Origin of the sequence: Streptomyces hamibioticus (assembly GCF_047946815.1) — a bacterium.
Classification (GTDB): domain Bacteria; phylum Actinomycetota; class Actinomycetes; order Streptomycetales; family Streptomycetaceae; genus Streptomyces.
Window position 1 is genome coordinate 4013631 of record NZ_JBKKQY010000001.1, and the last position, 23936, is coordinate 4037566.

The 23936-nt window shown below is 73.4% G+C and carries 24 protein-coding genes and 1 pseudogene; 16 read left to right on the forward strand and 9 right to left on the reverse strand.

The annotated features are described in order from the left end of the window. Positions 1–132 precede the first annotated feature (132 nt). The 3 genes from ACLGIH_RS18070 to ygfZ are packed head-to-tail and all read left to right on the forward strand — an operon-like array spanning position 133 to position 2152. Positions 133–708, forward strand: coding sequence for a heme-binding beta-barrel domain-containing protein (locus ACLGIH_RS18070; RefSeq protein ID WP_416526271.1), 576 nt, complete (start codon positions 133–135; stop codon positions 706–708). A gap of 31 nt (positions 709–739) precedes the next feature. Further along, positions 740–1177: a Fur family transcriptional regulator gene (locus ACLGIH_RS18075; protein WP_416526272.1), complete on the forward strand. Its 438-nt coding sequence runs from the start codon at positions 740–742 to the stop codon at positions 1175–1177. Between the two features lie 9 nt (positions 1178–1186). Then, positions 1187–2152 carry a CAF17-like 4Fe-4S cluster assembly/insertion protein YgfZ gene (ygfZ, locus tag ACLGIH_RS18080; protein WP_416526273.1) on the forward strand — a complete coding sequence of 322 codons (966 nt, stop codon included), beginning with the start codon at positions 1187–1189 and terminating at the stop codon, positions 2150–2152. 10 nt (positions 2153–2162) lie between these two features. Here ygfZ and dtd read toward each other — a convergent pair whose 3' ends face one another. Next, positions 2163–2642: a D-aminoacyl-tRNA deacylase gene (dtd, locus tag ACLGIH_RS18085; RefSeq protein ID WP_416526274.1), complete on the reverse strand. Its 480-nt coding sequence runs from the start codon at positions 2640–2642 to the stop codon at positions 2163–2165. A gap of 169 nt (positions 2643–2811) precedes the next feature. On the opposite strand from dtd, the gene ACLGIH_RS18090 reads away from it, so the two are divergent. From ACLGIH_RS18090 to ACLGIH_RS18100, 3 genes are all read left to right on the forward strand, one after another. Then, the gene (locus ACLGIH_RS18090; RefSeq protein WP_416526275.1) at positions 2812–3426 is read left to right on the forward strand and encodes an RsiG family protein; all 615 of its coding nucleotides are present in this window, start codon (positions 2812–2814) and stop codon (positions 3424–3426) included. Positions 3427–3603: 177 nt separating this feature from the next. After that, entirely contained in the window at positions 3604–4860 is a 1257-nt protein-coding gene (locus ACLGIH_RS18095; RefSeq protein ID WP_416526276.1) for a GNAT family N-acetyltransferase, read from the forward strand. Positions 4861–5103: 243 nt separating this feature from the next. After that, positions 5104–6015, forward strand: coding sequence for a winged helix-turn-helix domain-containing protein (locus tag ACLGIH_RS18100; protein WP_416526277.1), 912 nt, complete (start codon positions 5104–5106; stop codon positions 6013–6015). A 36-nt stretch (positions 6016–6051) separates the two neighbouring features. Here the strand turns inward: ACLGIH_RS18100 and ACLGIH_RS18105 are convergent, their stop codons facing one another. Further along, a complete protein-coding gene (locus ACLGIH_RS18105) occupies positions 6052–6240 on the reverse strand; it encodes a hypothetical protein (protein WP_416526278.1) in 189 nt (62 codons plus the stop codon). 139 nt (positions 6241–6379) lie between these two features. Between ACLGIH_RS18105 and ACLGIH_RS18110 the strand changes: the two genes are divergently transcribed. From ACLGIH_RS18110 to ACLGIH_RS18130, 5 genes are all read left to right on the forward strand, one after another. Continuing rightward, positions 6380–7264, forward strand: a complete 885-nt coding sequence (locus ACLGIH_RS18110) for a winged helix-turn-helix domain-containing protein (RefSeq protein ID WP_416526279.1) — start codon at positions 6380–6382, stop codon at positions 7262–7264. After that, entirely contained in the window at positions 7264–8001 is a 738-nt protein-coding gene (locus ACLGIH_RS18115; RefSeq protein ID WP_416526280.1) for an HAD family hydrolase, read from the forward strand. The genes ACLGIH_RS18110 and ACLGIH_RS18115 overlap by 1 nt, the downstream gene beginning before the upstream one ends. A 145-nt stretch (positions 8002–8146) precedes the next feature. Beyond that, positions 8147–10357, forward strand: coding sequence for a phosphotransferase family protein (locus ACLGIH_RS18120; protein ID WP_416526281.1), 2211 nt, complete (start codon positions 8147–8149; stop codon positions 10355–10357). Between the two features lie 25 nt (positions 10358–10382). After that, positions 10383–10994: a TetR/AcrR family transcriptional regulator gene (locus ACLGIH_RS18125; RefSeq protein ID WP_416526282.1), complete on the forward strand. Its 612-nt coding sequence runs from the start codon at positions 10383–10385 to the stop codon at positions 10992–10994. A 51-nt stretch (positions 10995–11045) separates the two neighbouring features. Continuing rightward, positions 11046–13079 (forward strand): HelD family protein, encoded by a 2034-nt coding sequence (locus ACLGIH_RS18130; protein WP_416526283.1) that lies wholly within the window; start codon positions 11046–11048, stop codon positions 13077–13079. A gap of 105 nt (positions 13080–13184) precedes the next feature. On the opposite strand, the pseudogene ACLGIH_RS18135 reads toward ACLGIH_RS18130, so the two are convergent. The 3 genes and pseudogenes from ACLGIH_RS18135 to ACLGIH_RS18145 all read right to left on the reverse strand — a co-directional run. Further along, positions 13185–13442: pseudogene (locus tag ACLGIH_RS18135) on the reverse strand (imine reductase family protein); the annotation flags it as partial. A 10-nt stretch (positions 13443–13452) separates the two neighbouring features. After that, positions 13453–14634 carry an SGNH/GDSL hydrolase family protein gene (locus ACLGIH_RS18140; RefSeq protein ID WP_416526284.1) on the reverse strand — a complete coding sequence of 394 codons (1182 nt, stop codon included), beginning with the start codon at positions 14632–14634 and terminating at the stop codon, positions 13453–13455. 16 nt (positions 14635–14650) lie between these two features. Then, a complete protein-coding gene (locus ACLGIH_RS18145; protein ID WP_416526285.1) occupies positions 14651–15229 on the reverse strand; it encodes a TetR/AcrR family transcriptional regulator in 579 nt (192 codons plus the stop codon). Between the two features lie 210 nt (positions 15230–15439). On the opposite strand from ACLGIH_RS18145, the gene ACLGIH_RS18150 reads away from it, so the two are divergent. The 3 genes from ACLGIH_RS18150 (at position 15440) to ACLGIH_RS18160 (ending at position 17077) form a co-directional block, all read left to right on the forward strand. Beyond that, positions 15440–15952 carry a helix-turn-helix domain-containing protein gene (locus ACLGIH_RS18150; protein ID WP_416526286.1) on the forward strand — a complete coding sequence of 171 codons (513 nt, stop codon included), beginning with the start codon at positions 15440–15442 and terminating at the stop codon, positions 15950–15952. Positions 15953–16028: 76 nt separating this feature from the next. Then, positions 16029–16646, forward strand: a complete 618-nt coding sequence (locus ACLGIH_RS18155; protein ID WP_416526287.1) for a hypothetical protein — start codon at positions 16029–16031, stop codon at positions 16644–16646. A 95-nt stretch (positions 16647–16741) separates the two neighbouring features. Beyond that, on the forward strand, positions 16742–17077 hold the full coding sequence (locus tag ACLGIH_RS18160; protein WP_416526288.1) for a DUF2516 family protein: 336 nt from the start codon (positions 16742–16744) through the stop codon (positions 17075–17077). Between the two features lie 71 nt (positions 17078–17148). Here the strand turns inward: ACLGIH_RS18160 and ACLGIH_RS18165 are convergent, their stop codons facing one another. The 3 genes from ACLGIH_RS18165 to ACLGIH_RS18175 form a co-directional block, all read right to left on the reverse strand. Further along, positions 17149–18705 (reverse strand): PP2C family protein-serine/threonine phosphatase, encoded by a 1557-nt coding sequence (locus tag ACLGIH_RS18165; protein ID WP_416526289.1) that lies wholly within the window; start codon positions 18703–18705, stop codon positions 17149–17151. Between the two features lie 374 nt (positions 18706–19079). Beyond that, positions 19080–20165 carry a C40 family peptidase gene (locus tag ACLGIH_RS18170; RefSeq protein WP_416526290.1) on the reverse strand — a complete coding sequence of 362 codons (1086 nt, stop codon included), beginning with the start codon at positions 20163–20165 and terminating at the stop codon, positions 19080–19082. A 235-nt stretch (positions 20166–20400) separates the two neighbouring features. Further along, the gene (locus ACLGIH_RS18175; RefSeq protein ID WP_416526291.1) at positions 20401–21186 is read right to left on the reverse strand and encodes a class I SAM-dependent methyltransferase; all 786 of its coding nucleotides are present in this window, start codon (positions 21184–21186) and stop codon (positions 20401–20403) included. Between the two features lie 402 nt (positions 21187–21588). Here ACLGIH_RS18175 and mshA point away from each other — a divergent pair, with 402 nt between their 5' ends. Together mshA and ACLGIH_RS18185 are read left to right on the forward strand one after the other, a co-directional pair. Next, positions 21589–22926, forward strand: a complete 1338-nt coding sequence (gene mshA / locus ACLGIH_RS18180; RefSeq protein WP_416526292.1) for a D-inositol-3-phosphate glycosyltransferase — start codon at positions 21589–21591, stop codon at positions 22924–22926. Beyond that, on the forward strand, positions 22919–23419 hold the full coding sequence (locus ACLGIH_RS18185) for a type III secretion system chaperone family protein (RefSeq protein WP_416526293.1): 501 nt from the start codon (positions 22919–22921) through the stop codon (positions 23417–23419). The genes mshA and ACLGIH_RS18185 overlap by 8 nt, the downstream gene beginning before the upstream one ends. A gap of 103 nt (positions 23420–23522) precedes the next feature. Here the strand turns inward: ACLGIH_RS18185 and ACLGIH_RS18190 are convergent, their stop codons facing one another. Beyond that, complete coding sequence (locus tag ACLGIH_RS18190; RefSeq protein ID WP_416526294.1) at positions 23523–23918, reverse strand: hypothetical protein; 396 nt, start codon at positions 23916–23918, stop codon at positions 23523–23525. Positions 23919–23936: the final 18 nt, after the last annotated feature.

Sequence of the window (23936 nt, forward strand, 5' to 3'; positions counted from 1 at the left end):
TCTTCTTCGAAGCCCTGCTGGTCCTGGTCTGCGTCGGCGTCCTCGCCTTCACCGGGCTGGCCGTGAAGAAGCTGTACCAGGGCCAGCGCTGAACCGCCCGACCGCACCGACGTACGAAACGCTGAGCCGCTCATGATCGAGATCCCGTCCGACCTCCACAAGGACCTCGTCCCGCTCGCCTTCCTGCTCGGCGACTGGGCGGGCGCGGGCGTGCACGACTTCCCCGGCGCCGAGAAGTGCAACTTCGGGCAGGAGGTCACCTTCACCCACGACGGCCGGGACTTCCTCGAGTACCACTCCCACACCTGGGTGCTCGACAAGGACGGCAACAAGGTGCGCCCGCTGGAGACCGAGCACGGCTTCTGGCGCATCGACGCCCACCGCAAGGTCGAGGTGACGATGACCCGCGACGACGGCGTCATCGAGATCTGGTACGGCGAGATGGCCGACCAGAAGCCGCAGATCGACCTGGTGACGGACGCGGTGGCCCGCACGGCCGACTCCCGCCCGTACACCGGCGGCAAGCGGCTGTACGGCTACGTCAAGAGCGACCTGATGTGGGTCGGCGAGAAGCAGACCCCCGAGGTCGAGCTGCGTCCCTACATGTCCGCCCATCTGAAGAAGGTCGTCACGCCGGAGGACGTCGAGCGCTGGGCCAAGGCCCTCCCGGACGACCTGCCGGACGACGGGATCGCCTTCTTCAAGTAGGCCGCTTGCCCACCCGGCCTAGACTTGGCGTGTGGCGAGCACCGACTGGAAGAGCGACCTCAGACAGCGTGGCTACCGGCTGACCCCGCAGCGGCAGCTGGTGCTCGAAGCCGTGGACACCCTGGAGCACGCGACTCCCGACGACATCCTCGGCGAGGTGCGGAAGACGGCGTCGGGCGTCAACATCTCCACCGTCTACCGCACCCTGGAGCTGCTGGAGGAGCTGGGGCTGGTCAGCCACGCCCACCTCGGGCACGGCGCGCCCACGTACCACCTGGCCGACCGGCACCACCACATCCACCTGGTCTGCCGCGACTGCACCAACGTGATCGAGGCCGATCTGGCGGTGGCCGCCGAGTTCACCGCCAAGCTTCGCGAGGAGTTCGGGTTCGACACGGACCTGAAGCACTTCGCGATCTTCGGCCGGTGCCAGGACTGTTCCCTGAAGGGTGCAACTACCGAGACGTAGGCTAGGCGTATGAAGAGCCCCCTGCTGTCCCTGCCCGGCGCCGTCCCCGCCGAGGGCGTGGACGAAGGCGTCGCCGCCCACTACGGCGATCTGTTCCGCGAGCAGCGCGCCCTCGCCGACGGCACCGGATTCGTCGACCTCTCCCACCGAGGCGTCGTCACGGTCACCGGCTCGGACCGGCTGAGCTGGCTGCACCTGCTGCTCACCCAGCACGTCAGCGAACTTCCGGCCGGCCGGGCCACCGAGGCACTGATCCTCTCCGCCAACGGCCACATCGAGCACGCGCTGTACCTGGTCGACGACGGCGCGACCGTCTGGGCCCACGTCGAACCCGGGACCCAGGAGGCGCTGATCGCGTACCTGGAGTCGATGAAGTTCTTCTACCGGGTCGAGGTCGCCGACCGCACCGCCGACACCGCGGTCGTCCACCTGCCCGCCGGTTCGATCGCCGAGGCCCCCGAGGGCGTCGTCGTACGGGAGACACCGTTCGGGCGCGACCTCTTCCTGCCCCGCGCCGAGCTGGAGACCTACGCCGCGCAGGCCGGGCCGCCGGCCGGGCTGCTGGCGTACGAGGCGCTGCGCGTCGAGCAGCACCGGCCCCGGCTCGGCTTCGAGACCGACCACCGCACCATCCCGCACGAGCTGGGCTGGATCGACACCGCCGTCCACCTCCAGAAGGGCTGCTACCGCGGCCAGGAGACCGTGGCCCGGGTGCACAACCTGGGCAAGCCGCCGCGCCGGCTGGTCTTCCTGCACCTGGACGGCAGCGAGGTCCACCTGCCGGCGCCGGGGACGGAGCTGCGCCTCGCGGACGACGGGCCCGACGGGCGCAAGGTCGGTGCGGTCACCACGTCCGTGCGCCACCACGAGCTGGGCCCGGTCGCCCTCGCCCTGGTGAAGCGGAACGTACCGGTGGACGCGCGGCTGCTGGCCGGGGACACGGCCGCCGCCCAGGAGACCGTCGTCGAGCCCTAGGCGCCGGCTCCTAGACCTCCAGCAGGACGGTGAACGGGCCGTCGTTGGTCAGGCCCACCCGCATCCGGGCGCCGAACCGGCCCGTCGCCACCGTCGCGCCCAGCGCGCGCAGCTGCGCCACCACCTCGTCCACCAGCGGCTCGGCCACGTCGCCGGGGGCCGCGGCGCTCCAGGTGGGGCGCCGGCCCTTGCGGGCGTCGCCGTACAGCGTGAACTGGCTGATCACCAGCAGTGGTGCGTCGATGTCGCTGCACGACTTCTCGTCGTGCAGCACGCGCAGCGACCAGAGCTTGCGGGCCAGCCGGGCCGCCTTCTCCTTGGTGTCGTCATGGGTGACACCGACCAGGACGCACAGCCCCTCGCCCTCGATGGCGCCGACCGTCTCGCCCGCCCGTCTCCCGCCGCCACCCTCGACCGAGGACCCGCGGTCCGCGCCTTCGTCCTCCACGACGACGCTCGCACCGTCCACCCTCTGTACCACTGCACGCATACGGCCATGATGCCGTGCGCCCCCCGGGCGCCGTCATACGACCCCGTACGGGGTTTCTTTTCGCTCCCTAACCCCCCATCTGGGGCCGATCGGGGGCACTCGGTCACATAGCGGCCACCTGTGGTGGCACGATGCTTCCAGACGCCGGTCGAGGGGACGGTAGAGGCACATGAGCACACCGAGTACCGGGCAGCCGCCCGGAGTCGTCGCGTTGACGTACGCGGTCGGCCGGGAGGCGATCAGGCCGCCCGTGCAGCGCACGGACAGCCCTGAGCTGCCCGTGGAACCGGGGCGGGAACTGACTGGGCTGAGCCTGCCCGAACTGCGCACGCTGCGCCGGGAGGCCCAGCAGGAGGAGGCCGATCTCAGCTACGTACGGCGGTTGCTGCAAGGGCGGATCGACATCCTCCGGGCGGAGCTGGCCCGGCGCTGTCCGGGCGCCCTCCTGGGGGTCGTGGAGATGTCCGTGGTCGAGCGGCTGTCGGAGATCCTCACCGACGGCCCGGCCCGGCACCGCTCCTCCGCCCGACACGTGACACTGGGCACGCCGCACGGCGAGGAGTACCGGCGGCTGGCCGACGAGATGCTCGGCGAGGTGGAGCTGTCGGACCTGACGGCGCGCACCGAGCCGGAGCTGACCGCGGCCATGGGGCGGCTGGTGCGTTACGAGCAGCAGGTGTCCCGGCGCCGCCAGCGGCTGCAGCGCACGGCCGACGGCTGCAGTGCCGAGATCGCTCGCCGGTACCGCGAGGGGGAGGCGCAAGTCGACGACCTGCTCGTGTGACGCGCGGGCCCGGTGACCCCGGGCCGCCCGCCGGGCGGGACCGCCGCCGGAAGGCCACCGCCGGTGTCCGCGCCCGCCGTACCACTCCCGCCGCGCTCGGTGAGGTGACGGCGTGTGCGGGCCGGGCGGGCGGAAATCCGCGCGACGGCGTCGCCGCCCGGAGCCTAACGTGATGCCATGACCCGCCCTGCCGACATCGACGTACGTCCCATCACCGAGTCGGAGTTCGCCGACTGGAACCGCGCTCTGAACACCGGGTTCCTGATGCAGCCCACCACGCCCGAGGAGGTACTGCGGGACCGCAGCCGGCAGTTCGTCCCGGGGCGTCTGCTCGGCGCCTTCGACGGCGACCGCTGCGTGGCGACCTTCCGTTCCTTCGCCCAGGAGATCACCGCCGTCGGCGGCGCTCTCCTCCCCGCCGACGCCGTCTCCAACGTCACCGTCAGCCCGACCCACCGCCGCCGCCGGCTGCTCAGCCGCATGATGGAGCAGGACCTGACGGCGGCCAAGGAGCGCGGCGACGTCCTCGCGACGCTGATCGCCGCCGAGTACCCGATCTACGGACGCTACGGCTTCGGCCCGGCCACCACGATGACCGAGTGGACGGTCGACGTGCCGCGCGCCGGTCTCGACCCGCGCTGGGCGGGCCCGGAGGACGGCGGCCGGATCGACCTGGTGGACGGCGAGGAGGTGCGCAAGCTCGGCCCCGAGCTGCACGAGCGGCTGCGCCGGGCCCAGCCGGGCGCCGTCACCAAGCCGGAGCTGTGGTGGCGCTACCAGACCGGCGACCTGCGCTACTACCAGGACTGGACCGAGCCCTTCTACGCCGTGTACCGCACGGCGGCCGGCGAGGTCGAGGGCATGGTGGCGTACACGGCGGACGACAAGTGGGGCGACGCCAAGCAGCCGCTGAACACGGCGACCGTGAAGTGGCTCATCGGGCTGACGCCGGCCGCCGACCGGGCCCTGTGGCGCTACCTGTGCTCGATCGACTGGATCACCACGGTCAAGAGCGGCTGGCGGGCCCCCGACGACCTGCTCCCGCACCTCCTGCCGGACCCGCGGGCGGCCAGGATCACCACGCAGGCGGACTGGCTGTGGGTGCGGATCCTGGACGTCGTACGGGCCCTGGAGGCTCGGACGTACGAGGCCGCGGGGTCGCTGGTGCTGGAGGTGGCCGACCCGGGCGGGACGACCGGCGGGCGGTGGCGGCTGGAGGCCGCGGAGACCGGGGAGGCGTCCTGCACGCCGACCACCGAGAGCGCCGAACTCCTCCTCGACGTGGGCGGGCTGGCGACGCTGTGGCTGGGCGACGAGTCGGCGGTGCGGCTGGCGGCGCTGGGCCGGGTGCGGGAAGAACGAGCGGGCGCCGCCCGGAAGGCAGACGCCCTGCTGCGTACGTCCAGGCGGCCTTGGTGCCCGGACATGTTCTGACCTCGCTCCTTCCTGCCGCCGACGGGTGTGCATCCGTAGCGTGCTGGTAGGCCGGCCGGGCTCCCGGCTCCCCTCCGGAAGGGAGCCCGGCGGCTGCCGACTCGGATCGCGCTGGCCAACCTCCTTGAGGTTTGGCCATGTTGCTTAAGTTGGCTGCCAACTTCACTGTACTTATCTCCGCTCAGAAGCGGCTCATAACCACCTTCCCGTGAACTGCCCAAAGATGGCGGGAAGTTGTAGTGTTTGGCCGTGGACCCGGAACGCGCCTCCGCCAGTGGACGGAAGAGGCCACAGCAGCCACACAGGACACACCGCGAAGTGGCTGACGAGCTGCGCGACCGGATCAGGACCGGGGCGCTGCGGCCGGGCCAGCGCATGCCCACCCAGGCCCGGCTGGCCGAGGAGTTCGGCGTCGAGCGCGGCGCCGTCCGCCAGGCCCTGCGCATCCTGCAGTCCGAGCGGCTGCTCACCAACGTGACCAAGGGCAGCCCGGCCACCGTCGCCCCCGACCTCGGCAGGGCGCTGACCGGCCCGGCCGCTCCGCCGCTGCCCACCACCGTGGCCCTCGGGTCCCGGGTCGCCGCCGCCTTCGCCGCTCCCCAGGTCGAGATCGACGCCCTGTGCCTGACCTCGGTCTCCCTCAACCTCGCCCTCGGCGAACCGCTGCGCGAGATCCACGCCGGACGGCTGAAACCGGCCAGGATCGACGTCCGCGTCCTGCTGCCGTCCCGCGACATCGACCTCGCCTTCCCGGTACCCGTCCACGACCGCGGCGAGGACGGCGCGGTCCACGCCCGGTGGGTGGCCCAGCGCAACGCCCAGGGGCAGGTGCTGCGGCACAACCTGCTGGCGCTGCGCGCCACGCACGGCATCGACGTGCACGTCTCGTTCCGGGCGCTGCCCTTCACGCCCCCGGTGAAGCTGTACCTGCTCAACGGCTCGGAGGCGCTCTTCGCTTACTACACGCTCGCCCGCCGCGAGCGGGAGATCGACCACGAACCGCTGGAGATGTACGACGTCGAGGGCACCCGGTCGATGCTGTTCGCCTTCGCGCAGGGTGCCGGCCTGCGTGACACGACGTTCGTGGAGCAGTCCCACCTGTGGTTCAACGCGCTGTGGGAGACGATCAGTTCGGAGCTGGTGCTCACGACCTGACGTCTCCCACGGTTGCCGGTCCGGGGCGCGGACCGGTCACCGGGCGGGCCCGGTGACCAGGAGGGCGAGCAGCACCGCCCCGGCGGAGCTGACGGACGGGCTCTTGGCCTTGACGCCTATGGTGAGCAGGAGCAGCCCGACCAGGCCGGCTCCGCCGTACTTCGACTGCACGAGCTGTTCGAAGGCGACGACGAAGACCGCGGAGACGAGGGCGAGGACTGGCATGGTCTTTCCCCCTTCGGAAGTAGAGCTTCCGCCAACTCGGTTGAGTTGGCTACCAACTCTGTCTATGTTGTCCCCACTTGGCGACTACCTATAAACAACTTCCAAACAACTCCCCGTAGATGGAAGGGAGTTGTACCGTTTGGCCGTGGCACAGGAGAACGTGGCAGTGAACGGCAGCAGCAGGCTCTCGTCCCGGGAGATCGCCGGCATCCTGCGCGAACGCATCCGCGCCGGAGAGCTGAAGGCGGGCGACCGTCTGCCCACCCAGGCCGAACTCGCCGAGGAGTTCGGGGTCGAGCGCGGTGCCGTGCGCCAGGCCCTGCGGGCACTCCAGGAGGACGGGCTGCTCAGCAACGTCAGCAAGGGCAGCCCGCCGCGCATCGCCGCACCCGCGCCGGCCCGCGGGGAACCGCAGCCGGCGATGGTCGCGCTGGCGCCGCGGCTGAAGGAGGCCTTCGCGGCACGGCAGGTGCGGATCGACGCAGCTTGCCTGACCGCCGAGACCCTGATGATCGCCCTCGGCGAGCCGCTCCGCCTGATCCACGAGGGCAGCATCCGGCCGGAGTCGGTCGACGTCCGGGTGCTGATGCCCTCGCGGGACATCAACCTGGCCTTCCCCGTCTCGGTCGACAGCAGCGGCGACGGCCCCGACGACCCGGTCCACGAACGCTGGCTGCAGATGCGCAACGCCCAGGCACGGGTCCTGGAGCACAACCTGCACGCCGTACGCGCCACCCACGGCATCGCGGTCCGGGTCAGCTTCCGGGCGCTGCCCTTCACCCCGCCGGTGAAGCTGTACCTGCTCAACGGCGAGGAAGCGCTGATGGGCTACTACATGCTCACCCGGCGCGAGGAGGAGTGGGGCAGCCGCACCCTGGAGATGTACGACGCCCTGGGCTCCCAGTCCCTGCTGTTCTCCTTCCTCCGGCGCGCGGGCCACCGGGACGCGGCGTTCGTGGCCGAATCCGAGAAGTGGTTCGACGCCCTCTGGGAAACCATCACGTCGGACCTGACACTCTCCTAGTGACTTCTGACACGACGCAGACCGAACGGGTGGCGGCCGAGCGGGAGAGGGTCCGCCCGCTCGTGACACGCGCCCGGGTCGTCCTGTGGGACTTCGACGGGCCGATCTGCCGGCTGTTCGCGGGCCACAAGGCCCAGCAGGTGGCGCGGGAGCTGGTGGAGTGGCTGCACGCCCAGGGCCTGCGCGGCCTGCTGACCGCGGAGGAGCAGCGGACGGCCGATCCCCAGGTGGTACTGCACGCCGTCGACCGCATGCATCCGCGCAGCGATCTGGTCGCCGCGCTGGAGGAGCGGCTGACCGATGCGGAACTCACCGCGGCGGCGTCCGCCTGGCCCACGCCCTACGCCGATCCGCTGATCCGGACCCTGGTGGCCACCGGGGTGCGGCTCGCCATCACGACGAACAACTCGCCGAGGACGGCCCGCGCCTATCTGCGCAGCCGGAACCTGGAGGAGTGCTTCGCGCCCCACGTCTACGGCCGGACCGGGAACCTGGCGCTGCTCAAACCGCACCCGTACTGCCTGGACCGCGCCCTCACCGCGACCGGCGCCACCAAGGCGGCCACGCTGATGATCGGGGACACGCCGTCGGACCTGCTCGCCGCCCGCCGGGCGGGTGTCGGCTTCCTCGGCTACGCGCGTGACGACGCGAAGCTGAAGCTGCTGGAGGAGGCCGGGGCCGTGGACGTCGTGCGGTCGCTGGAGTCCGTGCTCCAGGTGGTGAGGGAGCGGTCCTGAGCCGGGGGCACCACGGTGATCAGGGCTCCCGGTGCCCGGCCGTCCCCCGTCGGGGCCACGGATGACCGCCGATGCCGGGCGTCCGTGTGTGCGCGGAGGGCACCGGCGCTAGGGTGTGCTCACCTTTCCTTCCCAGGAGTGTCCCGTGGGCGCACCTCCTGCCTCCATGCGCGAGTTCTGGGGGCGATGTGCCGCCGATCCCGTCTACGACGAGTTCGTCCGGCAGGCCGTGCAGGACGGAGTGATGACCGGCGGTCACCACCACCGCAACTACGTGCTGCCGCTGTCCGAGCCCATGGCCGCCCGTCTGGGGCGGCCTCCGGGCAGCCGCGTCGTCGTGCGGGTGCGCAGGACCGACGTCCTGCCGGTGGTGGTCCGGACCTGGGAGCGTGAGCACGAGATCCTGCGGGCCGTCGGCGGGCTCGTGCCCGGCGTTCCCGAGTTCCTCGCCGGCCGGGGCCGGACGGCCGTCCACTCGTTCCTGCCGGGGGTCCCGCTGTCCGCCGAAGCCCCGTACGGGGAGCCCGTGGCGACCCCCGTGGTCCGGCGGCTGACCGCCTTCCTGGCGGGGCTCGCGCGGGTGCGCAGGGAGCTGCTGCCGCCGCTGCCCCCCGCCTGGCCCCGCAGTGACCGGGACGGCGAGGGTTTCCTGCGGACGCTGGCGGGGATGGCGGACCGGTCGGTCCGGCAGGCCGACCGGGCGGCCTTCGGCGGGCTCTTCGCGATGCTGGGCGTGCCCGAGCGCGCCCTGACCGACTTCGCCGGGCGCGTTCCCGCCATGGCCCGGCGGCCCTACGGACTGCTCCACGGCGACCTGCACCGGGACAACGTGCTCCGCTGCGGCACCGGGGACGCCCCGGTGGGCTGGCTGGACTGGGAACTGGCGACGTACGGCGATCCGCTGCACGATCTCGCCGTCCATCTGGAGCGCATGCGCTACCCGGAGCGGCAGCGGGACGAGGTGGTCGGCGCCTGGGCCGACGCCATGGCCGCCGTCAGACCGGCGGCCGTCCGGGCGGTCGCCCGGGACCTGCGGCACTACGTGGCGTTCGAGCGGGCCCAGTCCGTCTATCCGGAGGTGATGCGGGCGGCGGCGTCCCTGGCCCGGTCGTGCGACGAGGCGGGGCTGGCGGCGGCCACGGCGGCGGTGCGCCGGGCCCTGCTGGCGGCCGAGGAACCGCTGCGACTGCCCCGGGTGCCGGGCACCGCCGAGATCGAGCGCGCGCTGTTGCGGTGGCAGCGGGCCCGGGGCGGCCGGTCCGGGTCCCGCGGGGCGGCGGGCGCCCGTACGGGGGACTGGGAGCCGGACGACCGGGTGCCGGAGGACCCGAGCTTCCCGCGGCACCTGGTGGGACGGGCCCTGGAGGCCGAGGCGGAGGCGCCCGCGGCGCGGGTCTTCACGGGCACCGCGCACCTCAACACGGTGGTGTCGGTGCCCGGCGCCGCCTTCCCCGTGGTGGTGCGCCGCAGGGTCGCCTCCGCGGTCCGGCGCGAGCGCGCCCTGGGCTTTCTGAGCGAGCACGCGGTCCTGCGCGCCATCGAGCGGTCGGAGGCGCGGGTCCGGGCGCCGCGCGTGCTGGCCCTCGGCGTGAGCCACGGCGACCGCTTCGCCCTGCACACCTACGTCGGGCACCCCGACCCCGGCCGGCGGCCGGACCACCCGGTGCACGGGCTGCTGCCGCACGAGGCCGACGACCTGGTCGACCAGCTGTGCGCCCTGACCGAAGTCGATCACCGCTCCCTGGACCCGGCCGCCGGGGACCTGGCGTTCTTCGACTGGCTGACCGAGCAGCTCGTCGCGATCGTGGCGGGTCTGCCGCCCCGGACCCGGCGGATGGCCCGGCTCCTCGGCCTGCCCGAGGCCTGCCGGCTGCGCGAGATGCTCTCCCGCCACCGGGTGACGGCGCGCAGACCGGGCGTGCTGCACGGCGACCTCAACCCGTGGAACCTCGTGCGCGGTGATGCCGGCCGCCCCGCCCTGGTCCTCATCGACTGGGAGATGGCCATGGTCGGCGACCCGCTGTACGACCTGGTACGGCACATGCATCTGACCCCGACCCGGCCGGAGATCCGGGACCGGATGTTCCGCCGCTGGGCGAAGAAGCTGCCCCCCGACTGCACCGGGGACTGGGAACGGGACTGGAAGGTCTACCGCTGGCTGGAGACGATCCGCTCGGCCTACGTCGATCTCGACCGGCTGGTCACCGGCGCCGGGCTGGACGCGCCGAACGTGCGCAGGGCCGTGGACTCCTACGCGATGACCCTCTCCGCCGCCGGGGCGTCCCTGGGGCTGTCCGGGCGCACACCGACGTCCCTGGGGCTGACCCTGGCGACGGACCGGGCCGGGACCGGGTGACGCAGGCGGTGCGTAGGCTCCCGGCATGAGTGAGACCGGGCTGCGGGAACGCAAGAAGCGGCGGATGTACCAGGCGCTGTCGGACGTCGCCGTCAGGCTCTTCGTGGAGAAGGGCTTCGACGCGGTGTCCGTCGCGGAGGTGGCCGCGGCGGCCGAGGTGTCCAAGCCGACGCTGTTCCGGTACTTCCCGGCGAAGGAGGACCTCGTCCTGCACCGGATCGCCGACCACGAGGGCGAGGCCGCGCGGGCGGTGGCCGAGGGGCCGACGCCGCTCGGGGCGCTGCGCCGGCAGTTCCTGGCGGGTCTGGAGCGGTACGACCCCGTCACCGGGCTGAACGACGATCCCGACGTCCTCGCCTTCCACGCGCTGCTCTACGGCACTCCCGCCCTCGTCGCCCGGCTGCACACGCACCTGGAGCGCTCGGAGGCCGCGCTCGCCGAGGCGCTCGGCGGCGACCTGGACGCTCGGCTGGCCGCCGGGCAGATCGTCGCCGTGCGGCGGGTCCTGGCGCAGGAGAACTGGCGGCGGATCGCGGCGGGGGAGCGGGCGGCGGACGTACGGGCGGACGCGGTGGCGGCGGCGGAGCGGGCGTTCGCCCTGCTGGAGGTGGCGCTTCCGCACCTCGCCCGCGAGTGAGTCAGAGCAAAAAAAGTAACTCGGTAACGTTATTGCGCTACGCTCGATGGAATGACGTCACCCGACCCCGCCCTCCAACACGCCCTCAGCCGGGAGCGAGCCCACCACGAGCACTGCCGAACCGCCCTCGCCGCCATGCGCGAAGGCGCCCGCGAGCACGTCGTCACCGGCGAGGACGTCTCCGCCTCCGGCGCCGACGCCGAAGTCCTCGGGCACCGGCTGCGCAGCCGCGCCAGGGACCTGCGCGAACTGCCCGAAGGCCCGCTGTTCTTCGGACGGCTGGACTTCGCCGACGGCGTCGAGGCTGCCGGGCAGTCCCTGCACATCGGACGGCTGCGGATCGCCGAGCACCCCGCCGAGCCGCCCCTCGTCGTCGACTGGCGCGCCCCCGTCTCCCGGGCCTTCTACCAGGCCACCGCCCGCGATCCGCAGGGCGTCACGGTCCGCCGCCGCTTCGGCTGGGCGCCCGGCAGCCGGGGCGCGTCCGCCGACCTCACCGGCCTGGAGGACGAGCACCTCGGCCGGGGCGAGTCCCGCGGCAGCGACATCGTCGCCCGCGAGATCGAGCGGCCCCGCGTCGGACCGATGCGGGACATCGCCGCCACCATCCAGCCCGAGCAGGACGACCTCGTCCGCGCCGGCCTGACCGCCTCCGTCTGCGTGCAGGGCGCCCCCGGCACCGGCAAGACCGCCGTCGGCCTGCACCGCGCCGCCTACCTGCTGTACACCCACCCCCAGCGCGTCCGGCGCGGCGGACTGCTGATCCTCGGCCCCCACCGCACCTTCCTCACGTACATCGCCGAGGTGCTGCCCGCCCTCGGCGAGAGCGGCGTACGGCAGTCGACCCTGCTGGAGGAGATCGCCCGGCACCCGGTCGCCGGCACCGACGACGAACGGGCCGCCGCCGTGAAGCACGACGCCCGGATGGCCGAAGTGCTGCGCCGGGCGCTGTACGCGCGCGTGTCCGCCGACGCGGCCGGGCCCCTCGTCGTACCGGACGGCTCCTACCGCTGGCGGGTCCCGGCCGCCGAACTCGCCGCGCTCGTGGCGGGCGTACGGGGCGAGGAGGCACCGTACGAGGTCGGGCGGGAGCGGGTGCGGGCCCGGATCGTGCGGTACGTCCAGGACCGGGCCGAGCGACGCGGCGGGCCGCGGACCACCGCCTGGGCGCGCCGGATCGAACGGTCCCGGCCGGTCGGCGCCTGCCTGGACGCCGTATGGCCGCGGGTGCGGCCGGAGGAGGTCGTCGCCCGGATCCTCACCGACCCGGAGGCGCTGGCCCGGGCCGCCGAAGGGCTGCTGGACGCCGGCGAGCAGCAGGCGCTGCTGTGGGCGAGGCCGCCGCGGTCGTGGAAGTCGGCACGCTGGACGGCCGCCGACCAGGTGCTCCTGGACGAGGTGGCCGGCCTCCTCGCGCACCCCGCGGGGTACGGGCACATCGTCGTCGACGAGGCCCAGGACCTCTCCCCGATGGAGTGCCGGGCGATCGCCCGCCGGGCCGCCTACGGGTCGCTCACCGTTCTCGGCGACCTGGCCCAGGGCACCACGCCGTGGGCGGCGCGGTCCTGGCGGACGCTCCTCGGCCACCTGGGCCGGCCGGACGCCGCGGTCGTCCCGCTGACCACCGGCTTCCGGGTCCCGAAGGCGGTGGTCGCCCTCGCCAACCGACTGCTCGGCCGGCTGGACGTCGACGTCCCGGCGGCCCGTTCCCTACGCGCGGACGGCGAGTTGGACATCACACGGACCGCGCCCGAGGACGTCCCGGCGGCGGTCGCCGGCGCCGTACGGCGGGCGCTGGCCCGGGAGGGCTCGGTCGGAGTCGTCGCGGCGGACGCCGACGCGGCCCGGCTGCGGGCGGCACTCGCCGCGGCCGGGATCACGGCCGCGGGACCGGAGGACCCGGGCGCCCGGGTCGCCGTGGTCCCGGCGAGCGTCGTCAAGGGACTGGAGTACGACCATGTGGTCGCCGTCGAGCCCGCGGCGATCGCGGACGCGGAGGAGCGGGGGCTGCACCGGCTGTACGTGGTATTGACCCGTGCGGTGTCCCGGCTGGACGTGGTGCACGCCCGGCCCCTGCCCTTCTGAGCCCGGCCGGGCCCCGCCGCGGCCCGGGGGCCTCCGCGACCGGTGTCCTCCGCGACCGGGGGCCTCCGCGGCCGACGGCCTCCGCGCCGCGCCGGCCGCCCTCGCTCAGCGGCGGCCGAGTAGCTCCGCCACCCGGGTGTACCCGTCCGTGCCGTGTCCGAGCGCGATGACCCGGCGGGCCTGGCCCTCGATCACGCGCATCACGCTCGCGTCGATGCCGTGCTCCTCGGAGGCGTGCACGATGTGGGCCATGGTGGACGCCGCCGACGTGATCGGGTTCAGCTCGCCCGAGTACGTGCCGGCGTCGGTGTCCTCCGCGAGCTCCGTGAACAGCGGCGGCAGGATCGCGGCGATGCCCCGGGCGACGCGCGGGTCAGCGGGGGACCTCGCGGAACGGGCCGTCGGGGGCGAAGGCCAGCTCCGCGAAGCGGTCGCCGATGCGCAGGTGGGTGGCGGCGTCCGGGTGGAGGGCGTCGGGGAGCGGGAGTTCGGCGTGGTCGGCCTCGCCGTACAGCTCGCGGCCGTCGAGGTGGTACAGGTGCGGGTCGTCGGCGGCGCGTTGCCGGACGATGCGGGACAGCTCCTCGCGGATGACGGTGAGGGTGAGCTTCCCGGCGGCGCGCTCGGCGGGGTCGCCGGTGGCCCGGAAGCGGAGCCGGCCGGCGGCGAGCGCGGTGGGGTCGAAGGCGGCGGGCCCCGGGGTGTCCTCGTGGATGGGGCAGTACAGCGGCGAGACGACCAGCAGCGGCGCGGTGGGGTGCCCCTCGCGGAGGGTGTCGAGGAAGCCGTGCACGGCCGGCCCGAAGGCCCGCAGCCGCATCAGGTCGGCGTTGACCAGGTTGATGCCGATCTTGACGCTGATCAGGTCGGCGGGGGTGTCCCGCATGGCGCGGGCGGTGAACGGGTCGAGCAGGGCGCTGCCGCCGAGTCCGAGGTTGATCAGTTCGACGCCGGCGAGCGAGGCGGCGCGGGCCGGCCAGGTGCCGGTGGGGGTCGCGGCGTCCGAGCCGTGGCTGATGGAGCTGCCGTGGTGCAGCCAGACGCGCCGGCCCCGGTCGGGCACGGGAGCGACGGGCGCGTCGGTGCGCAGGGCGACCAGCTCGGTGGTCTCGTTGTGCGGCAGCCAGATCTCGACGTCCTTGTCCCGGCCCGGGAGGCCGGCGAAGCGGAGCGTGCCGGGCGGGCCGGGGCGGTGCTCGGTGGTGCCGGTGCCCATGTCGATGACGAGGGTGTTGCCGCCCGTGACCGTGGCCCGGCCGTGCGGGCGGCCGTCGACGAGGAGGTCGTACACGCCGTCCGGGCGGGGCGGGGCGCCGGTGTAGTGGCGCTTGGTGGGCAGCGTGTCCAGCTCGACGACGGTGGCCCGGGTGCGCAGGGCCAGCCGTACGCCGGAGGGCTGGGCCTCGGCCAGGGCGAGCTGTGGGTCCGCGCACTGGGCGCGGGCCCGGGCGGGCAGCCGGTGCGGCAGCAGGCCGTGCCCGGTGTGCTCGAGTTCGAGGGCGCCGCGGACGAGGTCGGCGGTCAGCGGGGTGGCGGTGAGGTGCTCGGTGGGCATGAGGGGGCCTTGTCGATCAGTGGGTGGGGGCTGTGGGCCAGTTGCGCAGCAGGGCGTCGAGGGCGTCCAGGATGCGGTCCCAGGTCTCCTGGGTGTCGGGGGCGCTGTGGCTGAACCCGCCGCCCATCTCCAGGCTCACGTAGCCGTGGAAGGTGCTGCCCAGCAGCCGTACGGCATGGGTCTGGTCCGGCTCGGTCAGGTCGTAGCCGCGCAGCAGTGCCCGCGTCATCTGCGCGTGCCGGACACCGGCGCTGCGGGCGGCGGTCTCGGGGTCGAGGCGCAGCTGGGCGGCGGCGTAGCGGCCGGGGTGCTCGCGCGCGTAGTCGCGGTAGACGTCGGCGAGCGCGGTCAGCGCGTCCTTGCCGGCCCGCCCGGCCAGGGCGTCGGCGGCCCGGTCGGCGAGTTCCTCCAGGGCGAGCAGGGCGATGCGGGTCTTCAGGTCCTGGGAGTTCCTCAGGTGCGAGTACAAGCTCGCGACCTTGACGTCGAACCGGCGGGCGAGCGCGGAGACGGTCACCCGGTCGAAGCCGACCTCGTCGGCCAGCTCGGCACCCGCCCTGGTCAGGCGTTCGGTGGTGAGTCCTGCGCGTGCCATGCGGTTGCCTCCGTCGTCCCACGGCTCGTTCCGTAATCGATTGTGGACTTGCCTATAAGTTTTAGGCAAATTCCATCGACATTAGGAAACGGCCGAGGAACGCGGGGCCCGCGCTGCCGTTCGGGTCGGTGGCGGCTGGTGTTCGGGCGCGCCGTGCACTATTGCAAGCAGGTGCTTGCAATAGTTAGCGACGTCCGGCAAGGTGGAGGCATGGCATCGCTCAACGTCGGCAATCTCGGGGAGTACCTGCGCGAGCAGCGGCGCACCGCGCAGCTGTCGCTGCGGCAGCTCGCCGATGCCGCGGGGGTGTCGAATCCGTATCTGAGCCAGATCGAGCGCGGGCTGCGCAAGCCGAGCGCGGAGGTGCTGCAGCAGGTCGCCAAGGCCCTGCGGATCTCCGCCGAGACGCTGTACGTGCGCGCCGGGATCCTCGACGCCGAGCGGGACCGGGAGGAAGTCGAGACGCGCGCCGTCATCCTCGCCGACCCCACGCTGCACGAGCGGCAGAAGCAGGTGCTGCTCCAGATCTACGAGTCCTTCCGCAAGGAGAACGGGTTCGGGGCGGCCGGCGAGGACGGTCCCGGCGACGCGGGGGCCCTCGGCGACGGCGCCTCCATATCCGGCCTGCGTACGGCCGACGGCGACACCACCGCCGTACGGCCCCGCCCCCGCACGACCGACGGCGGCAGTGACGACGCCGACCCGCAGCAGACGGCCGGGTGACCGAGCGCCCACCGGCCGGCCGAGCACGGGAGCACGACCACACCCTCAGCTGAACGTGATCCGGGAGGACCGCACCATGGCCATCACCGACGACCTGCGCAAGACCCTCACCGACCCCACGCCGCTCTACTTCGCCGCGGGCACCGCCGACCTGGCCTGGGAGCAGGCCAAGAAGGTGCCGGTCCTGGTGGAGCAGCTGCGCGCCGAGGCCCCGGCCCGTATCGAGGCCGTCCGCAACACCGACCCCAAGGCGGTCCAGGAGAAGGCCACGGCCCGCGTCAAGGAGACGCAGGGGACCCTTCAGACCAAGGTCAACGAGTTCATCGGCTCCCTCGACACCGACCTGAAGAAGCTCGGCGAGACGGCGCAGGACTTCGCCCTGCGCGGGGTCGGCGTCGCCGCCGAGTACGCCGTCAGGGCCAAGGAGACCTACGAGAAGGTCGCCGAGCGCGGTGAGCACACCGTACGCACCTGGCGCGGTCAGGCCGCCGAGGGCATCGAGGACATCGCCGAGGAGGTGGAGGAGCTGGCCGTGGCCGTCGAGCCGAAGGCCGAGCCGGTCCAGGTCACCGAGGACAAGCCCGCCGAGGCCAAGTCCGCCTCCGCCGCGAAGAAGGCCCCCGCCCGGAAGGCTCCGGCCAAGAAGACCACCACCGCTTCGACCGCCAAGAAGACGACGCCGCCCGCCAAGTGAGGGCGCGGGCCGGGCACCCTTGGGGTGTCCGGCCCGTTCTCCGGGTACGGTGACCGCGTAAGGACGACCCGAGTCTGGTGGTGGACGTTGTGCTGATGCAGGGGTTCGCAGGGCTGATGTGGCTGCTGAGCATGGCCCTGATCCTTTTCAGCGGCTTCGCGTTGTTCGACGCCGCCATCCGTCGCGAGGACGCCTACCGCGCGGCCGACAAGAAGACCAAGCCGTTCTGGCTGATCATCCTCGGGCTCGCCTTCGTGGTGAACCTGATCTTCAACATCCTGTCGTTCCTGCCGATCATCGGCCTCATCGCGACGATCGTGTACATGGTCGACGTACGCCCCGCGCTGCGCGGCCTGCCGGGCGGCGGCCGGAGCAGCCGCCGAGGCTCCAGCAGCGACGGCCCGTACGGGCCGTGGAACGGCGGACGGTAGCCCTGAGCACCGGGGAACGGCGGGCGGGCGGGTAGCCGCCGAGCACCGCGGAATGACGGGCGCGGCAGCCCTTACGGTGTCCGGTCCAGCAGCAGGACCGCCACGTCGTCCGTCAGCTCGCCGCCGTTGAGGTCGCGGACCTCGTTGACCGCCGCCGTCAGCAGCCGTTCGCCGCGCAGGCCCTCGGCGAACTGCCGGCGCACCATCTCCACCATGCCGTCCTGACCGAGCCGCTCCCGGCCCTCGCCGACGCGGCCCTCGATCAGGCCGTCGGTGTAGAGCATCAGGCTCCACTCGGCACCCAGCTCCACCTGCATCCGCGGCCAGCGGGCACCCGGCAGCAGGCCGAGCGCGGGGCCGTTGTTGTCGTACGGCAGCAGCCTGGCCGGCCGGCCGGGGCCGGCGACCAGGGGAGCCGGGTGACCCGCCAGGCACAGACCGGCGCGGCGGCCGTCCGGCGCGATGTCCACCGTGCACAGCGTGGCGAAGATCTCGTCGTCCGCGCGTTCGTGCTCCAGCACCTGCTGGAGCGTCCCGAGCAGCTGGTCGCCGCAGAGCCCCGCCAGGGTCAGCGCCCGCCAGGCGATGCGCAGCTCCACGCCGAGCGCGGCCTCGTCCGGGCCGTGCCCGCAGACATCGCCGATCATGGCGTGCACCGTGCCGTCCGGGGTGCGGACGACGTCGTAGAAGTCGCCGCCGAGCAGGGCGCGCGACCGGCCGGGGCGGTAGCGGGCGGCGAACCGCAGCGGGGAGCCGTCCAGCAGGGGCGTCGGCAGCAGCCCGCGCTCCAGGCGGGCGTTCTCCTGCGCGCGCAGCCGGCCCTCGGCCAGGCGCCGCTCGGCCGAGTCGGAGCGCTTGCGCTCGACGGCGTAGCGGATCGCCCGGCTCAGCAGCCGGCCGTCCAGCTCGTCGCGGAACAGGTAGTCCTGGGCACCGACCGCCACGGCCTCCGCGCCGCGCTCGGCGTCGGTCGACGCGGTGAGCGCGAGGACCGCATGCCGGGGCGCCAGCTCCAGCACCTGCTTGAGCACCGCCAGCTCGTCGTCGTCCCCGTCGCCCGGCCGGCCGCCCGCGGTGGGCAGGGCGGGCAGGGCGAGGTCCAGCAGGATGCAGTGGACGTCGTCGGTCAGCAGCCGCTCGGCCTCGGTGAGGTTGCGGGCCGTGCGGACGCGGATCGGCTTGCCGGCCTGGTCGAGCAGGTCGGGCACGATCGGCGAGCCGCCCGGGTCGTCCCCGATGAGCAGCACCGTCAGGTTGGTCGGTATCCGGGTGTTCTCGCGGTGGTCCGTGGTCTTCTCGCGGTTGTCCGTAGGGGGCTCGGGGTGGTCCGTCGTGTTCTCGCGGGGGTTCGTCGTGCTCTCGTGGGGGTCCGTCGTGCTCTCGTGGTGGGCGGTGGTGGTCTCGCGGCGGCCGGTGGCGCTCTCGCGGCCGTGGCCGGTGTTCTCGCGGCCGTCGGCCGTGGCCGCGCGCTGGTCCATGGCGGCCGCGCGCCGGTCCGTGCCGTTCTCGACCGGGTTCCTGCCGAGCGGGGCCTGTTCCTTGGAAGGGCCGCCGCCCGGGGCTGCGGCCCGCGCCTGACCACTTTCCGCGGCCGGGATCGCTCTCTGCCGCGGTACGGGTACGGGCATCGTCTTGGGTTCCTTCCCTTCCCCCGAGGGCATGGCGGGGCGAGGGACCTCGACCCACCGACGGGGACCATAGCGGGTGTCGGCGGCGCAGTGGAATGGTCCAGAACACTCGGGTCGGCCATCAGCCACTGTCATATGCCGCGTTCCGTACCGCAGTTGGACACCGCGGCGGCGGGTGGGGGATGACGAACGTCACGTCTTGCGGAGGTTCGGTGAAGACCGTGTGCGTGGAGTGCGTCACGTGGTGCGGCTCACGGCTGCGGCGTGGGTCACCGTTGCGGTGTTGGTCGCCGCTGCGGTTGGGTCACCGTTGCGGTGTGGCTCACGGCTGCGATGCGCCTACGGCTGCGATCGGCTCACAGCTGCGGGGTGGCTCACGCGTCCGGCCGGACCACCCCGAGGATCGGCATCGAGCCCGCCCCCGCGAGCGTCACCGACCGGCCCGGCCGCGGGGCGTGGACGACCTTGCCGTCGCCGACGTACATGCCGACGTGGCTCGCGTCCTCGAAGTAGATGATCAGGTCGCCCGGCCGCATGTCCGCCACGTCGACGTGCCGCAGCTGCTTCCACTGCGCCTGCGAGGTGCGCGGGATGCCCTGCCCGGCGGCGGCCCAGGCCTGTGAGGTCAGCCCGGAGCAGTCGTACGCCTTCGGTCCCTCGGCGCCCCACTGGTACGGCTTGCCGATCTGGGCGGTGGCGTACTCCACGGCCTTCCGGCCCCGACCGGTGGCCTTGCCGGTGACCTCGTCCATGATGCCGGTGTCGAGCCAGGCGGTCTGCGCATCGGCCTGCGCCTGCCGCTCCAGCCGTTCGAGCCGCTCCTTCTCCTCCTTCTCCAGCTCGGACTCCAGCTTCTCGGCCGCCGCGATCTGCTTCTCGACCTTCTTCCGGGCGGCGGCCTTCTTGTCGCGGTTGGCCTCCATCTTCTTCCACTGGGCGGAGGCGTCGGCGGCGTAGGTCTTCAAGTCCTGCTGGGTGCGGGTCAGTTCGTCGATCAGGCCCTTGGCGCCGCGCTGGCCCTGGAGTACCCGGCCGGTGTTGTCGAGGAACCCCTGCGGGTCGTCGCTCAGCAGCACCTTGGCCTCGTCGGACAGTCCGCCGGTGCGGTACTGGGCGCGGGCGGCGGCGCCGGCGCGGTCCTTGAGCCGGTCCAGCTTCTCCTGGCCCTCGACGATCTTCTTGGCCAGCTTCACGATCTCGGCGGACTGCCGCTCGGCCTGCTCCTCGGCCGCGTTGTACTCGTCGGTGGCCGCGGCGGCGGCGCGGTAGAGCTTGTCGAGCTTCTCGCGCACGGCTTCCAGGTCCCTGCCGGGCGTGGCGGGGACCGTCGCCGAAGCCGACGGTGAGGGCGACGGTGAGGGGTTGGGATCCGCGAACGCCGTGCCCGGTGCCGCCAGCACGGTGACCGCGCAGACCACGGCCGCGGCCGCCGTGATCAGGCCACGCTTTCCCGTCCCCATACTCCTGCCCCCAACCTGATTTACCGTCAGTAACAACGGTTTCGCCTGGGGGATAGTGCCATGTCGGCGCGGAAAGCGACAGAGGCAGTCCTTCTCCCCGTCCGCCACCCGGCACGACGATTCCCCCCGCTGTGTGACGAACACCGCACGGAGATCGTTCCCGCTCCGTCCCCGCCCGCGTCGGCTCCGGCCCCCGCCCGCATCGGCTCCGGCGCCGCCCCGAGCCGTCCCCGGGTCAGCCCCGCGGGGCCAACGCCTCCCAGCGCACCGTCACTTCGCCCTGCCGCCACCGCACCGGCCCGTCCGTCACCGGCCAGTCGGCAGTGAGGTCCCGTACCGCCCGCATCCAGCGCTGGCGGGCACCGTAGGAGGCGTAGGGCGCGGCGGCGGCCCAGGCGCGGTCGAAGTCGCCGAGGAAGGCGTGCACCGGCTCGCCGGGGACGTTGCGGTGGATGAGCGCCTTCGGCAGCCGCTCCGCCAGGTCCGAGGGGCGCTCCAGGGAACCCAGCCGGGTCGCGAAGGTGACCGTGCGCGGCCCCTCCGGTCCGAGGGCGACCCACACGTGCCGGCGCCCGATCTCGTCGCAGGTGCCCTCCACCAGCAGGCCGCCGCGCGCGTGCTCGCCGACGGGCGCCAGCCGTGCGCACAGGCGCCGCCAGACGGCGGCGACCTCGCCCTCGTCGTACTGCCGCAGCACGTTCGCGGCGCGGATCAGCAGCGGCGGGTGGGGGACCGGGACCTCGAAGCCGCCGTGCCGGAAGGCGAGCCCCTCGCGCGCGTACGGTTCGGCCGCCGCGACCCGTGCCGGGTCGATCTCGACGCCCACCACGCGCGCGCGTGGTGCGACGGTGCGCAGCCGGTGGAGCAGCTCCACGGCCGTCCAGGGCGCCGCGCCGTACCCGAGGTCCACGGCGACGGGGTCAGCGGCCCGGCGCAGCTCGGCGCCGTGCGTGGCCGCGATCCAGCGGTCCATGCGGCGCAGCCGGTTCGGATTGGTCGTCCCGCGCGTGACCGTTCCCACGACGGGGGTCCTGCCGCTGCTCGAGCGGAGCCGAGAGCGGGGGAGGGCCGTGGCCGTGGCGCGGGATGTCATGCGTACGAGGGTATGCGGGGCCGCGCGTGGGCTCCTCTGCCGGCGGAGGAGGGGCGAGGGGCGAGGGGCGAGGGGCGAGGGGTGAGAGGCGAGGGGGGAAGGGTGCGGGGGCGGGCGAGGGGAGGTGGGCGCCGCCGAGGGCCCGGCGTCGGGAGATGCGGGCTTCGGACGCCCCGTACGCACCCTGACGTCGAACGGTTGAGCGATATCCGGTAATGATTCGGCAAAGACCGGAAAACCGGAATGGAGCACCGTACTCCGGCGTTGCACCCCCGTGGAGGGCGGCCCGAGTCCTCCGAACGGCCTGCCCGCAGCAAGGAGGAACGCCACGTGAGCCAGTACGTCAGCAGGCTCGGGCGTCGCTCCCCGGCGGCACCCACGCGGCTGCGGCTGCACCGGCGCCCCCGCCGCGTCGCCATGCTCTCCGTGCACACCTCCCCGCTGCACCAGCCCGGCACCGGCGACGCCGGCGGCATGAACGTCTACATCGTCGAGCTCGCGCAGCGCCTCGCCGCCCTCAACATCGAGGTCGAGATCTTCACGCGGGCGACGGCCGGGGGACTCCCGCCGTCCGTCCAGCTCGCCCCCGGCGTCCTGGTCCGGCACGTCGACGCCGGCCCTTACGAGGGCCTCGCCAAGGAGGACCTCCCGGCGCAGCTGTGCGCCTTCACGCACGGCGTGATGCAGGCCTGGGCCGGCCACCGCCCCGGCCACTACGACCTGGTTCACTCCCACTACTGGCTCTCCGGCCACGTCGGCTGGCTCGCCGCCCAGCGCTGGGGCGTGCCCCTGGTGCACGCCATGCACACCATGGCCAAGGTCAAGAACGCCAACCTGGCCGAGGGCGACACCCCCGAGCCCGCCGCCCGCGTCATCGGCGAGACCCAGGTGGTCGCCGCCTCCGACCGGCTGATCGCCAACACCGCCGAGGAGGCCGACCAGCTGGTCCGGCACTACGCCGCCGACCCGGCCCAGGTCGCCGTCGTACACCCCGGCGTGAACCTCGACCGGTTCCGCCCCGCCGACGGCCGCGCCGCCGCCCGCGCCCGCCTCGGCCTGCCGCAGGACGCGCTGATCCCGCTCTTCGCGGGCCGCATACAGCCCCTGAAGGCCCCCGACGTGCTGCTGCGCGCGGTCGCCGTCCTGCTCGACGAGCGCCCCGAGCTGCGCTCCCGGATGGTCGTCCCCGTCGTCGGCGGCCCGAGCGGCAGCGGCCTCGCCAAGCCGGAGGGCCTGCAGAAGCTCGCCGCCCGGCTCGGCATCGCCGACGTGGTCTGTTTCCGCCCGCCGGTGGGGCAGGAGCAGCTCGCCGACTGGTTCCGGGCCGCGTCCGTACTGGTCATGCCGTCGTACAGCGAGTCCTTCGGCCTGGTCGCCATCGAGGCGCAGGCGGCCGGCACGCCGGTGCTCGCCGCGGCGGTCGGCGGCCTGCCGGTCGCCGTGCGCGACGGGCACACCGGATTCCTGGTCCAGGGCCACGACCCCGCCGCCTACGCGCGCGTGCTGCGCGACTTCGCCGACAACGCGGAGCTGACGCCCCGGATGGGCGAGGCCGCCGCCCGGCACGCCCAGTCCTTCGGCTGGGACACCGCGGCCGCCGCCACGGCCGACGTCTACACGGCCGCCGTGCAGGCCCACCGCCGTCGCGTACGCTCGCACCATGGCTGACGCACCGAAGGCAGCGCAGGTCCTCGAAGGCGCCCTGGAGGACGCCGAGCTGGAATGGGAGAGCCCCGAGCCCGGCAATTACGTGGTGAAGCTCCCCGGCACCCGCAAGCTGTCGACCACGCTCTCCCTGCTCCTCGGCCGGCACTCCCTCTCCCTGAACGCCTTCGTGATCCGCCGCCCCGACGAGAACGAGGCGGGCGTCCACCGCTGGCTCCTGGAGCGCAACCTCAAGCTGTACGGCGTGAGTTACGCCGTCGACGGTCACGGCGACGTCTACGTCACCGCCAAGCTCCCGCTGGCCGCCGTCACCGCCGACGAGATCGACCGCCTCCTCGGCCAGGTGCTGGAGGCAGCCGACGGCGCCTTCAACACCCTCCTGGAGCTGGGCTTCGCGACCGCGATCCGCAAGGAGTACGCCTGGCGCGTGTCCCGCGGCGAGTCGACGCGCAATCTGGAGGCGTTCAGTCACCTGACTCGGCGTCCGGCCGACTGACCGTCCGTTCACGCTGTTCCCGGCTTTCCCTCCCCTTCTCCCGGTTCTTCCGGCTCTTCCAGTTCCTCCAGTTCCTCCAGTTCTTCGGGTTCTTCCGGGACCGTCATCCGACGACGCGGTCGCGGTAGGCCTGGAAGGCGTGCCAGCCCGCCGTGTCCCCGGCGGCCAGGAAGCTGCCGGTGGACAGGTCGAGCGCCTTGCAGCCCAGCGCGTCCGCGAGGCGCAGCACGTGCGGGAGCACGCCGTCCCCGCGACCGCGTATGTGCAGCATGACCGTGTCGACGGGGTCCTCCGATCCCATGCCGAGCTCCATGGACCAGCCGGCGCCCAGCAGCTCACCCCAGGACGGGTCCGACAGGTCGGCCTCCGGAGCGGCCTCCCGCACGGCGGCCAGTACCTCCTGGCGCCGGCCGAGCGGCGGCGGGGCCCAGCCGTCGGGCAGCTCCTCCATCGAGGCCGCGTCCCCGGGCAGGCGCAGCAGCAGAACGTCCCAGCTCATCGGTGCTCCAGACGGAAG

What these genes read in the sequence shown, in the direction of transcription:
- ygfZ (WP_416526273.1), top strand. Translation starts at nt 1,187, where the DNA reads ATGAAGAGCCCCCTGCTGTCCCTGCCCGGCGCCGTCCCCGCCGAGGGC.
- ACLGIH_RS18170 (WP_416526290.1), bottom strand. Translation starts at nt 20,165, where the DNA reads ATGGGGACGGGAAAGCGTGGCCTGATCACGGCGGCCGCGGCCGTGGTC.
- ACLGIH_RS18105 (WP_416526278.1), bottom strand. Translation starts at nt 6,240, where the DNA reads ATGCCAGTCCTCGCCCTCGTCTCCGCGGTCTTCGTCGTCGCCTTCGAA.
- ACLGIH_RS18125 (WP_416526282.1), top strand. Translation starts at nt 10,383, where the DNA reads ATGAGTGAGACCGGGCTGCGGGAACGCAAGAAGCGGCGGATGTACCAG.
- ACLGIH_RS18165 (WP_416526289.1), bottom strand. Translation starts at nt 18,705, where the DNA reads ATGCCCGTACCCGTACCGCGGCAGAGAGCGATCCCGGCCGCGGAAAGT.
- ACLGIH_RS18090 (WP_416526275.1), top strand. Translation starts at nt 2,812, where the DNA reads ATGAGCACACCGAGTACCGGGCAGCCGCCCGGAGTCGTCGCGTTGACG.
- ACLGIH_RS18155 (WP_416526287.1), top strand. Translation starts at nt 16,029, where the DNA reads ATGGCCATCACCGACGACCTGCGCAAGACCCTCACCGACCCCACGCCG.
- ACLGIH_RS18185 (WP_416526293.1), top strand. Translation starts at nt 22,919, where the DNA reads ATGGCTGACGCACCGAAGGCAGCGCAGGTCCTCGAAGGCGCCCTGGAG.
- ACLGIH_RS18190 (WP_416526294.1), bottom strand. Translation starts at nt 23,918, where the DNA reads ATGAGCTGGGACGTTCTGCTGCTGCGCCTGCCCGGGGACGCGGCCTCG.
- dtd (WP_416526274.1), bottom strand. Translation starts at nt 2,642, where the DNA reads ATGCGTGCAGTGGTACAGAGGGTGGACGGTGCGAGCGTCGTCGTGGAG.
- ACLGIH_RS18070 (WP_416526271.1), top strand. Translation starts at nt 133, where the DNA reads ATGATCGAGATCCCGTCCGACCTCCACAAGGACCTCGTCCCGCTCGCC.
- ACLGIH_RS18130 (WP_416526283.1), top strand. Translation starts at nt 11,046, where the DNA reads ATGACGTCACCCGACCCCGCCCTCCAACACGCCCTCAGCCGGGAGCGA.
- ACLGIH_RS18095 (WP_416526276.1), top strand. Translation starts at nt 3,604, where the DNA reads ATGACCCGCCCTGCCGACATCGACGTACGTCCCATCACCGAGTCGGAG.
- ACLGIH_RS18145 (WP_416526285.1), bottom strand. Translation starts at nt 15,229, where the DNA reads ATGGCACGCGCAGGACTCACCACCGAACGCCTGACCAGGGCGGGTGCC.
- ACLGIH_RS18150 (WP_416526286.1), top strand. Translation starts at nt 15,440, where the DNA reads ATGGCATCGCTCAACGTCGGCAATCTCGGGGAGTACCTGCGCGAGCAG.
- ACLGIH_RS18160 (WP_416526288.1), top strand. Translation starts at nt 16,742, where the DNA reads ATGCAGGGGTTCGCAGGGCTGATGTGGCTGCTGAGCATGGCCCTGATC.
- ACLGIH_RS18140 (WP_416526284.1), bottom strand. Translation starts at nt 14,634, where the DNA reads ATGCCCACCGAGCACCTCACCGCCACCCCGCTGACCGCCGACCTCGTC.